Origin of the sequence: Arthrobacter sp. SAFR-044 (assembly GCF_051965175.1) — a bacterium.
GTDB lineage: Bacteria > Actinomycetota > Actinomycetes > Actinomycetales > Micrococcaceae > Arthrobacter.
This window is the reverse complement of the sequence record NZ_JBQCMK010000018.1, coordinates 47,416-57,736: the sequence shown is the minus strand read 5'-3', so window position 1 is coordinate 57,736 and position 10,321 is coordinate 47,416. Positions and strand designations below refer to the sequence as shown.

At 66.1% G+C, this 10,321-nt stretch carries 11 protein-coding genes; 9 read left to right on the top strand and 2 right to left on the bottom strand.

Annotated elements, in window-relative coordinates:
- On the top strand, positions 1-537 hold a 537-nt coding region (locus ACTHQS_RS19890), incomplete at its 5' end, for an enolase C-terminal domain-like protein (RefSeq protein ID WP_440172320.1).
- Positions 538-632: 95 nt separating this feature from the next.
- Here the strand turns inward: ACTHQS_RS19890 and ACTHQS_RS19885 are convergent.
- Entirely contained in the window at positions 633-1,568 is a 936-nt protein-coding gene (locus tag ACTHQS_RS19885) for a PaaX family transcriptional regulator (protein ID WP_440172318.1), read from the bottom strand.
- A gap of 170 nt (positions 1,569-1,738) precedes the next feature.
- Here ACTHQS_RS19885 and ACTHQS_RS19880 point away from each other — a divergent pair, with 170 nt between their 5' ends.
- From ACTHQS_RS19880 to ACTHQS_RS19855, 6 genes are all read left to right on the top strand, one after another.
- A complete protein-coding gene (locus tag ACTHQS_RS19880) occupies positions 1,739-3,109 on the top strand; it encodes an MFS transporter (protein ID WP_440172316.1) in 1,371 nt (456 codons plus the stop codon).
- Positions 3,110-3,140: 31 nt separating this feature from the next.
- A complete protein-coding gene (locus ACTHQS_RS19875) occupies positions 3,141-4,886 on the top strand; it encodes a CocE/NonD family hydrolase (RefSeq protein ID WP_440172314.1) in 1,746 nt (581 codons plus the stop codon).
- Positions 4,883-5,350 (top strand): DUF3237 domain-containing protein, encoded by a 468-nt coding sequence (locus ACTHQS_RS19870; protein WP_440172311.1) that lies wholly within the window; start codon positions 4,883-4,885, stop codon positions 5,348-5,350. The genes ACTHQS_RS19875 and ACTHQS_RS19870 overlap by 4 nt, the downstream gene beginning before the upstream one ends.
- A gap of 105 nt (positions 5,351-5,455) precedes the next feature.
- A complete protein-coding gene (locus tag ACTHQS_RS19865) occupies positions 5,456-6,280 on the top strand; it encodes a class I SAM-dependent methyltransferase (protein ID WP_440172309.1) in 825 nt (274 codons plus the stop codon).
- A gap of 148 nt (positions 6,281-6,428) precedes the next feature.
- Positions 6,429-7,145, top strand: coding sequence for a Pr6Pr family membrane protein (locus ACTHQS_RS19860; protein WP_440172306.1), 717 nt, complete (start codon positions 6,429-6,431; stop codon positions 7,143-7,145).
- Positions 7,146-7,305: 160 nt separating this feature from the next.
- On the top strand, positions 7,306-7,785 hold the full coding sequence (locus tag ACTHQS_RS19855) for a hypothetical protein (RefSeq protein ID WP_440172304.1): 480 nt from the start codon (positions 7,306-7,308) through the stop codon (positions 7,783-7,785).
- A gap of 102 nt (positions 7,786-7,887) precedes the next feature.
- On the opposite strand, the gene ACTHQS_RS19850 is transcribed toward ACTHQS_RS19855, so the two are convergent.
- Positions 7,888-8,355 carry a MarR family winged helix-turn-helix transcriptional regulator gene (locus ACTHQS_RS19850; RefSeq protein WP_224027260.1) on the bottom strand — a complete coding sequence of 156 codons (468 nt, stop codon included), beginning with the start codon at positions 8,353-8,355 and terminating at the stop codon, positions 7,888-7,890.
- A 130-nt stretch (positions 8,356-8,485) separates the two neighbouring features.
- Between ACTHQS_RS19850 and ACTHQS_RS19845 the strand changes: the two genes are divergently transcribed.
- Positions 8,486-9,427, top strand: a complete 942-nt coding sequence (locus ACTHQS_RS19845) for an SDR family NAD(P)-dependent oxidoreductase (protein WP_440172302.1) — start codon at positions 8,486-8,488, stop codon at positions 9,425-9,427.
- A gap of 2 nt (positions 9,428-9,429) precedes the next feature.
- Positions 9,430-10,320, top strand: a complete 891-nt coding sequence (locus ACTHQS_RS19840; protein WP_440172300.1) for an amidohydrolase family protein — start codon at positions 9,430-9,432, stop codon at positions 10,318-10,320.
- Position 10,321: the final 1 nt, after the last annotated feature.

Here is a 10,321-nt window from a genome sequence, read left to right as displayed (position 1 = left end):
AAGGCGTTGGAGCCGTATGACTTGTTCTGGCTGGAGGACTGCACGCCGGCGGAGAACCAGGAGGGGCTGCGCCTGGTCCGGCAGCACACCACCACGCCGTTGGCGATCGGGGAGATCTTCAATACGGTGTGGGATTACCAGACGCTGATCAAGGAACAGCTGATCGACTACGTGCGGGCAGCGTCCACCCACTTCGGCGGGATCAGCCCCCTGAAGAAGGTGATGGACTTCGCTGCGCAGTACCAGATCAAGTCCGGTTTCCACGGGCCCACGGACATTTCCCCGGTGGGGTTCGCGGCGCAGCTGCACGTGGGGTTGGCGATCCATAATTACGGGATCCAGGAGTACATGCAGCACTCGGACAAGACCAACGAGGTCTTCGAGCAGTCCATGACGTTCGTGGACGGCTACCTGCACCCGGGCGACAAACCCGGGATCGGCGTCGAATTCAACGAAGAAGCCGCCGCAGCCTACCCCTACCAGCAGGCCTACCTGCCCTACAACCGCCTCGTCGACGGCACCGTGCATGACTGGTGAGGCATGACTGGTAAAACAGGCCACGACTGTCAACAGAACCACGACCGGGTAGGACAAGCCACGACTGGGAAAAGCGGCCCACCGGCAAGGAGGCTTTAGCCCTTCAGCACGAAGGCCCTGCTGTGCCCGGCCACCTCGGGCGCCAGCCTCGCAGCCTCCTCCTCCGCGTAGGAACGGGCATCCTCCAGCAACGGGTTGTAGAGGGCGACGAGGATGCGGCGCGCCTCGAACAAGGGGAAATCGCGGGGCAGCAGCTCCGGGGGGAGCCCGGGGTCCTCCCAGGGGAACGCCCGCCAGGCGTCCATCACCTCGGTCCTCAACCGAAAAGCCTCTTCCCCCGGGAGGCGTCCTTCGGCCAGGACCTCCGCTTTCTGGCGGTAGGCGTTGATGAAGGGGGTGTACTGCCGGCGCACTTCGTCCAGGTCCCAAGCCTCAATCAGCGGCCGCCCGCGGAGCCCTTCCCCGGCACTGCGGAAGATGACGTAGTTCTCCACGCCCAGGTGGCGGCAGGAATCCTCCAGATCGTCCGCGGTATCCCACGCGGAAACCCACACCGCCCCATACAGGGGGGCGAATCCCAGCCATTTGAGGCGGCTCCGCAGCAGTTCGCGCAGTTCGCGCGAGCGCTCCGGAACACTGAAGGCAACCACGGTCCACATGCCATCCCAGGGGCGGTCCTCGGAGCCGAAGCCGCTGATCTGGCGCACACCGATTTCCAGGCGGGCCCTCGCCTCCGGGGTGAACCTGTAGCGGGAAGCACGCCCGGCACTCGACTGTTCCAGGACGGCGCGCCCTGCGAGCCTGCTGAGGGCTGTTGAGGCAGCGGAAGAGCTGACGCCCAGGGCCGCGGCCAGGGACACAATCAGCCGGGAGGGCAGCCACCCGGTGTAGTCGCGCCAATAGTCCGCCAGCATCGTGACCACCAGGTGCTGCGACGCCGAGCCCTTCAACGGGCGCGGGAAGTTGACTTCCTCGGCGGCCACACGGGGCTCGGTGGGCCCGCCAGGGAAAGGATGCGGCTCAGAAGTCACACCCCATCTTCGCAGGCTGACACGTCGCAGCAAATTTACTTTGCACATTTATTGACGGTCGTCGTAATAAGCGCATAACATTTAGCTCAGTGATCCGGCCCACATCCCGCGCCGGCACGCACAGTCCCCAGCAGGCGCCTGCTGAATCATCACTTTCCAGGAGATCCGCAATGACCGCAGGTCCCATCGGCCCGGTGACACCGTTGTCCCCGAGTGCCACACCAGTTTCCACACCAGCGCAGGCAGGCAGCGCCAACGCCCGCCGGGCCGCCATGGCCAGCTTCATCGGAAGCACCCTTGAGTACTACGACTTCTTCATCTACGGATCAGCCTCCGCCCTGATCTTCAACAAGATCTTCTTCCCGGGCATCGACCCGTCGCTGGGCATGGTGCTTTCCATGGCCACCATCGGTATCGGATATGTTGTGCGGCCCGTTGCCGCAGCCGTGATCGGACACTTTGGTGACCGCGTTGGCAGGCGCCAGATGCTGGTCCTGACGCTCGTCCTGATGGGCATCGCGACGTTCCTGATCGGCTGCCTGCCGCCGGCATCGGCCATCGGGGCCGCCGCACCAGTCCTGCTTGTCTTCCTCAGGGCCGTGCAGGGGGCGTCGGCCGCCGGCGAATCCGTTGGCGCAGTGACCATGACCATGGAGCATGCCCCCAGCAACAAGCGCGCCTTCTACGCCAGCTGGGTCAATACCGGCGCTGTGGCAGGCATCATGCTCGCGTCCCTCGCCTTCCTGGCCGTGTCACTCCTGCCTGAGCAGGAACTTCTTTCCTGGGGATGGCGGCTCCCGTTCCTGGCCAGCCTGCTGGTGGTCGGCATCGGCCTTTACATCCGCCTCCGCCTGCCCGAATCCGAAGTTTTCGAAGCCGCCAAGGAAACAGGAAGCCAGCGGGAGCTGCCCATCAAGGTAGTGCTTCGCGACCACTGGGCAACCATCCTCAAGGTGATCCTGTTCGGCTTGTGGAGCGTCGTCTCCTCGGTGTTTGCGGCTTTTGGCCTCGCCTACGCCGGAAAGCTCGGAGTTCCCGCCGCCGTGATGCTCACCGTTACCATCGTCACCGCCGCCCTCGGCATCGTCGTCCAGCCCTACGCCGGCATCCTGGCGGACCGGATTGGACGGAAACCGGTGTTCATCACAGGCAACATCATCTGTGCAGTGGCAGCCTTCGCCTTCTTCTGGTCAATCAGCATCGGATCGGTCCCGCTGATCTTTGCCACCGCCATCCTCTTCATGACGGTGGGCTACGGCATGGTCAACCCGCTGGGCCCGTCCATGACAGCGGAAATGTTTGAAACCAGGATCCGCTACACGGGGGCCGCCACCGCATCCCAGCTGGGCCTGGTGGTGACAGGCTTCGCGCCCGCCATTGCCGCGGGAATCGTCCAGCCCGGCCCCGTCGGCTGGCTTCCGGTGGCCATCTTTACCGCGGCATGCTGCCTCATCTCCGCCCTGGTGACAGCCGTGTGGGTCAAGGAAACATACCGTGTCCGCACCGAAGACCTCGGCAGGCAGCCTGCCGCCACGGCCTAGGCACCCCACAACGCAAACGAAAGGCACGCACGTGCGCTACCCGGTCGTCGTCGACGGCGATATTGAAGCAACCATGACCGACGGAACCATCCTCCGGTCCACCGTCTACCGGCCGGACGCGCCGGGCGGCACCTTCCCGGTGCTGCTGACGCGGACTCCCTATGGGCGGGACCTGGCGGTCAACTCGGCCTACTTCAATCCCGTCACCGTTGCGGCGGCCGGGTACGTGGTGGTGATGCAGGACTGCCGCGGCAGGTTCGGCTCGGACGGCACCTTTGAGCCGTCCGTCAATGAAGCGTCCGACGGCGCCGCAACGGTCGAGTGGGCCGCGCACCTGCCGTGGTCCAACGGCGCGGTAGGCATGTGGGGCCGGTCCTACTTCGCGGAAACCCAGTGGCGGGCGGCCCGCTTGGCCCCCGCCGGGCTCAAGGCCCTGGCGCTGGGTGTCTCGGCGGGCGGCAACGCCAACAACGGTGCCCTGTACCGTGGCGGCGCGCACGAGCTCGGCAGCCGCCTCGCCTGGGGCCACGCCTCGATATCGCTCAACGAGCTGATGCGTGAGCATGGCGACGATCCCGAACGGCGCGGCAAGGAACTCCGGGAATGGCTTGCCCTGGACGCTGGATTCGCCGACGGTTCCTGCTACGGGGTCCTGCCTCTGCGGGACTTGGAACCCCGGGTGGGGACCTTCCTCCGCACCCATGTGACGCCATCCGCCGGCCAGGATCCGGGAAGCAGCTTCTGCCGGCTGTGGGATGCCGCGTCGGCCGAACCCGTGCGGCTGCCAACCCTCCATATCGGTGGATGGTTCGACATCTTCGCACCGAATACCCTGGACCAGTACCGCCGCCAGGCAGCCCTCAGCCGCACCCTCCACGGCATCGAACCCCGCCTCATCCTGGGGCCCTGGACGCACACCAACCTCTCCGGCGGTTACCCGGACATCCACTTCGGGGCGGCCGCTTCCGCCGGCATCGTCGACGGCCATGGAGACCTTTCCTCCCTCCACACAGCGTGGTTTGACGCCGTCCTCAAAGCGGATGAGCAAGCAATGGCGGACGTCCCCAACGTGCTGGTCTATTTCCTGGGCGAAAACCGCTGGCGGGCCTTCGACACGTTGCCGGAACCGTCACGGCAACAGTCGTGGTTCCTTTCCGCCGCAGGGGAGCTGCTTGACCACGCCCCGGATGACGGTGCCGTCGAGTACGCCTACGACCCCCTGGATCCGGTGCCCACCACCGGAGGGGCCACCATGCTGGCCGGGCCGTTTCCGGCTGGTCCGGCGCGGCAGGACGCGGTCGAGGCGCGCGAGGATGTGGCAGTCTTCACCTCCCGGCCGTTCGAGGAACAGACCACTATATTTGGCGCCGTGACCGCCACACTTTTCGCCTCATCGAGCGCCGTGGACACTGACTGGGTGGTCCGGCTCTGCAGGGTGTCGGCAGACGGAGTCTCCCTTGGGATCGCCGACGGAATCATCCGCGCTTCCTGGCGGGATGCCTATGCCGGAACCGGGCTTTTCTCGGAGGGGCATCCGCCGGCGCCCATCGATCCTGGCCGGATCTATGAGTACACCATCAGCCTCTGGGAGACAGCCCTGACCTTCGCCCCTGGGGAGCGGCTCCGGGTCCAGGTCACCTCCAGCTGCCATCCGCGCTGGGACCGGAACCTCAATACCGGCATGCTGGCATATGACTCCGGGACGGCTGTCACCGCCAACCAGCGGATCCACGCGGGCGCCGCGTTCCCCAGCCGCCTGACAGTGGGGATCCTGTGAGGACGCCCGCCCCGCCGCCGCTGGAGTTCCTCGCCGAGCTCAGCGTCAACGTGCAGGCGCCCATCGACGCCGGGCCCGCCCCCACCGGCCACCGCAGGATTGTGCCGATCACCGGGGGTACCGTAACCGGGCCCTCGCTCTCCGGCACAGTGCTGCCCGGCGGTGCCGACTTCCAGCTCCTGCACAGCCCGGAACTGACCGAGCTCGACGCCCGCTACATGCTCGAAACCAGTGACGGGGCCTTGATCCACGTGCACAACAGCGCCTTGCGGCATGGCTCGGCGGCGGACATCGCCAGGCTCAACCGGGGCGAAGCGGTGGATCCGGCCGGCATCTACTTCCGGTGTTCACTCCGGTTCTCCACGGCGTCCAAGGAATGGTCGTGGCTCAACCACGTGGTTGCCGTCGGCACCGGCGAGCGGTACCCGGACGCAGTGAGGATCGCCGTCTTCATCGTCCGCTGACGCCGTGGCGGAGGGTTTTCGTCGTCGGGCTCCATTCCTGCTCCGCGCCCCACCTGGCAAGGGCTTCACGTTGACCCTGCGGCCACCCGGTGTGAGGATGGCGCAATGAACCAGGTTTCGGCGTTCTACACCGGCCCCGGCGGACTTGTGGCTGCCATCGGTTCTGCCTTGGACGCGGCCGGTGTGGACCGCACGGCGCTGCGGCCGGCCGACCTCGCTGCTGTTGACGAGTTCCACATCCGTGGCCGCAGGGCAACCCTGGAAATCATCGAGGCGCTCGCCCTCACTGCCGATTCCCAGGTGCTCGACCTCGGCAGCGGATTGGGCGGCCCCGCGCGGACCCTCGCCGAGTTGACCGGGTGCACGGTGACAGGGGTGGACCTCACCCCGGAGTTCTGCCAGGTAGCGACGGCGCTTTCGGAGTGGACAGGATTGTCCGGCCGGACCCGCTTCCAGGTTGGGGACGCCACAGCCACCGGCCTTCCCGACAAATCTGTGGATGCGGCGATGACCGTACACGTGGCGATGAACATTCCCGACAAGCACGGGCTGTACGCGGAAGCCTTCCGGGTCCTCCGGCCGGGCGGCAGGTTCGTGGTTTATGACGTCCTGCAGGGTGAAGGGGGTGAAGTACACTACCCGGTCCCGTGGGCCGCTGACTCCTCGACAAGCTTTCCCGCGACGCTGGAGGAGATGCGCGAGCTCCTCCCGTCGGCAGGTTTTGATGTCGTCTCGGAAAACGACTCGTCGGAGGAGAGCCTTGCTTGGTTTCGGCAGATGCTCGCCAAAACCCATCGCGAGGGGCCACCACCGGTGACCTTCGCGACCTTCCTTGGCGACAGCTTCGCGCAGATGACGGCCAACCAGGTGGCCAACCTCGCCGAGCGGCGCATCAGGACCGTCATGTTCGTGTGCTGGCGGCCGTCCTGATCTCCAGAGCGTCCCAAACACTTAGCTTCCGCGGGACTTCATGCCGCACACGTGCCTCGTGACGCGACTCGTGGCTGACGCGGCGGTTGGTGGTAACCCGGTCCTTTTGACCCTGGGGCCTGGCTTGACGCAACACTACGCTGATGCCATGAGCGACGTGCCGACGCTGAGTCCTCCGGTTCAACGCAACGTGGGCGCCAACCGGGCGCTGCATCCGGACCGTCTCTGGATCCGTCTAGTACGCGGCGGCGCCGGACTTGCCATGCTCGCGGCTCTCGGCCAGGAGCTATACGACGCGACCCAGCCCGGCAACTCCGTCGACATCCCCCAGCTCATCTCCCAGTTCACATTCCAGTCAAACCTCGTCCTCGGACTCGTGTTCCTTGTGTCCGTCGTGCGGCCGCGTGCGCGGCTGCCGCGGTGGTGGGATCACCTCTTCGGCGCCCTCGCGTTCTACCTGGTGATGACGGGCATTATTTATGTGGTGCTCGTGGCTCCGCCAGACGAACCGTGGTGGACGCTGGACATGTACTGGCCGTGGATGGTCACCCATCGCATCGCACCGCTGGTCGCGGGGCTCGACTGGCTCCTGGTCACGCGCACCGTCCGAGGCCCGTGGCGGCGGCCCCTCGTCTGGCTTTGCTACCCGGGGGTGTTCCTGATCTTCTCCTGGGTGCGCGGTGCCCTCGACGGCTGGTACCCCTACGACTTCCTCAACCCGGGGCTCGACGGCGGCTGGCCAGCGGTCATCGCCACCAGCGCCCTGGTACTCGCCGCGTTTCTCTTGGTCGGCATACTCGTGCACCTCACCGGCAATATCCGGGTCGGTCTCGCCCGCGGAGCCGGAAGGGAAGCCCGGTCCTGATCTAGCCGGCCCGAACCTGCCGGCTGGATGCGTCGTCACGCTTGGTCCTGGTCGGAACGCGGCTGCCCCGTCTTAAGAACGCTGTCAAAGCACCAAAGACCCTTTCCAGGCTGTTCCGGCGGGCCTAGCCTGTCCCCACTACCATCCACAGGAGGCATCGATGCGGACAGCAAAACCACTGACGGAATCCGAGCAGGTTCATCGTCTTTCCGAGAACCTCATGACGCAGCTGGCCAAGGGCAGGGAATGGGCCACCCCTGGCGTCCAAACGGCCCTGCAGAGAGCGGTCGCCGGACTCGATACCGGCATCGAAACCGCCTCCCCGCGGCTCCAGGCGCTGTTGCGGCGGTTGGCCGACGAGCTTGCCGGGGGCGTGGAAACCATCACTCCCAGGGTCCATGAGCAACTGATGCGGGTCGGACCTAGAGCTGCTGCCCCGGCCCCGATCCAGGCCAAGAAATCCCCGTCCAGGATCTGGTGGTTGATCACAGGAATCGCCGCCCTGGCAGCGGGGGCGGCCGTGTGGCGGTCCATGAAGGGTTCCAGATCCGAACCCTCATCATCGGAAAGCCCCCAGGAGCAGGAAGCCAAGCGCACTGATCCGAACGTCGACGCGGACCTGGCCGCGGGCCGTATGTAGAAGCCTGTTCCGGGGGGAGCAATAAGTGGCAGGCCGGCCGGCAGTCTGAGACCAAACATCATCAGGGAACGGTGCAACGCCTTGCACCGTTCCCTTTGCCGCCTACTCCGCCGCGCCCCACAGCGCCTTGCGGAGCAGGCGCTTCAATTCCTGCGACTCCTCCCCGGACAGCACGGCCAGCTGGTTCAGCTCGGCCGCGTCCATGGCGGTGCGGGCCTTCGCGTGCATCTTCCGCCCCTCGGCTGTGGAGACGATGATCTTGGCGCGCCGGTCCTGCTTGCCCTGCGCCCGTTCCACCAGGCCGCGGCGTTCCAGGTCGTCCACAAGGGTGACCACCTGGCTGGGGTCCAGGCTGAGGAAATCCGCCAGTTCCCGCTGCGTGGGCTCCAGTCCGCTGCACGCCAGCGTCAGGATGGAGAAGGACCGCTCGCGCAGCCCGAAGTCAGCCAATGCCTTGTTGTTCAGTACCGAGCCGGCGGCGTGCAGCTTGGCGAGCAGCAGGCCCACATCGCTGCCGATCCTGGCTGCCGCAAGGCGGGGGGTCTGAACTTCGGTGCCCAAGGTGGCCATCACAACTCCGGTGTAAAAAACAATCGTTGACTTTTTCAATGATCCGTAATTTCATTGATTCCAACAAGGATCTCACACCGCAGTGGGACCACCCCAACGGCTTCGGCCGGCGCATGCGAAGGAGCAGGCCATGAGCTTGAACGGCAAGGTTGCAATCGTCACCGGAAGCGGGCAGGGCCTCGGCCTTGCCTACGCCAGGGAACTCGCCCGCCAGGGTGCCGCCGTCGTCATCAATGACGTAAACGCCGAGACCGCCGCACAGGCCGTCGCGCAGATCGAGGCCGACGGCGGCCGCGCCACAGCCGTGGTGGTCCCGGTGGGAACCACCGACGCGGCCAAGGCCCTGGTGGCCGGCGCCGTGGACGCCTTCGGCGGCCTGGACATCCTGGTCACCAACGCCGGGATCCTCCGCGACAAGTCCCTGCTGAAGATGACGGACGAGGACTTCGACCTGGTGATCAACGTCCACCTCAAGGGCACCTTCACCTGCGTCCGCGAGGCCTACGCCTACTTCAAGGAAAACAACGTCCAGGGCCGCATCATCACCATCGGTTCGCCCACCGGCCAGCGCGGCAACTTCGGCCAGACCAACTACGCCGCCGCCAAGGCCGGCATCGTGGGCATGGTCCGCACCTGGGCGCTGGAAATGAAGAAGGCCGGCGTGACGGTCAACAGCGTCATCCCCGTGGCCGCCACCGCCATGACCAAGACCGTGCCGTACTTCCAGAAGGCCGTGGAGGCGGACGAGCGCGGCGAGGCCATGCCGTCCTTCTTCCGCCACGACCTGGGCTTTGGAACGGCCGACGACGTCTCCGGACTGGTTGCCTTCCTCGCCTCCGACGAGGCAGCCAACATCACCGGCCAGGCCATCGGCGCCGGCGGTGACCGGCTGCAGGTCTGGACCCACCCGGAAGCGGCCACCACCGAGTACCGTGAGGGCGGCTGGAGCTATGAGGCGCTGCAGGAAAACGCCGGCCAGCTGTTCACCGCCGAAACGCTCCAAAGCTACGGCGAGGAATTCCTCCCGCTGCCGGAGGACCTGAAGCCCGCACAGGCCGCCGAGGCCCGCTGACCATGGCCGACCGTTACGAACTGGGCATCGACCCCACAAAGCTCGATGCCATCGACATGCACGTCCACCTTGAGGTGGACAGCTGCGGCCACGGCTCCCTGCCGGAAGAACTGACCGAAGCCTCGGCCAAGTACTTCAAGGCCGAGGACCGCACCCCGTCACTGGACCGCATCGCCGAGGTCTACCGCGAACTGAACATGGCCGCCGTCGTCTTCACCGTGGACGCCCGCACCCAGCTCAAGCACGAACCCAACAGCATCCCCGAACTCATCGCCGGTGCCGCCCGGAACAATGACGTCCTGATCCCGTTCGGCAGCGTGGACCCGCGCACCGGCGAGGATGCCATCGCCGGGGCCAAGCACCAGGCCATTGAACTCGGCGCGCGCGGCTTCAAGTTCCACCCCTCCCTGCAGGGCTTCGACCCGTCCAGCGAGCGCTTCTACCCGCTCTGGGAAACCCTCCAGGAACTGGGCCTGCCCGCCATCTTCCACACCGGCCAGAACGGCATGGGTGCAGGCCTTCCTGGCGGCTACGGCATCAAGCTGGCCTACTCCAACCCGTTGCTGCTGGATGCCGTGGCCGCGGACTTCCCCGGCCTGCAGATCATCATGGCCCACCCGTCCGTGCCATGGCAGGACGAGGCCAACTCCATCGCCACGCACAAAGCCAACGTGTTCATCGACCTCTCCGGCTGGTCGCCCAAGTACTTCCCGGAATCCCTGGTCAAGGCCTCCAACTCCTACCTCCAGGACAAGGTGCTGTTCGGCACAGACTTCCCGCTGATCACCCCGCAAAAATGGCTCGGCGCCTTCTCGGACCTGCCGCTGAAGGACGAGGTTCGGTCCAAGATCCTCAAGGACAACGCGGTCCGCCTCCTCGGGCTGGGGGCCTGAC

Excerpts from the sequence above, each read along its gene's own strand:
- ACTHQS_RS19840 (WP_440172300.1), top strand. The coding sequence starts at position 9,430 with ATGGCCGACCGTTACGAACTGGGCATCGACCCCACAAAGCTCGATGCC.
- ACTHQS_RS19880 (WP_440172316.1), top strand. The coding sequence starts at position 1,739 with ATGACCGCAGGTCCCATCGGCCCGGTGACACCGTTGTCCCCGAGTGCC.
- ACTHQS_RS19860 (WP_440172306.1), top strand. The coding sequence starts at position 6,429 with ATGAGCGACGTGCCGACGCTGAGTCCTCCGGTTCAACGCAACGTGGGC.
- ACTHQS_RS19855 (WP_440172304.1), top strand. The coding sequence starts at position 7,306 with ATGCGGACAGCAAAACCACTGACGGAATCCGAGCAGGTTCATCGTCTT.
- ACTHQS_RS19845 (WP_440172302.1), top strand. The coding sequence starts at position 8,486 with ATGAGCTTGAACGGCAAGGTTGCAATCGTCACCGGAAGCGGGCAGGGC.
- ACTHQS_RS19850 (WP_224027260.1), bottom strand. The coding sequence starts at position 8,355 with ATGGCCACCTTGGGCACCGAAGTTCAGACCCCCCGCCTTGCGGCAGCC.
- ACTHQS_RS19865 (WP_440172309.1), top strand. The coding sequence starts at position 5,456 with ATGAACCAGGTTTCGGCGTTCTACACCGGCCCCGGCGGACTTGTGGCT.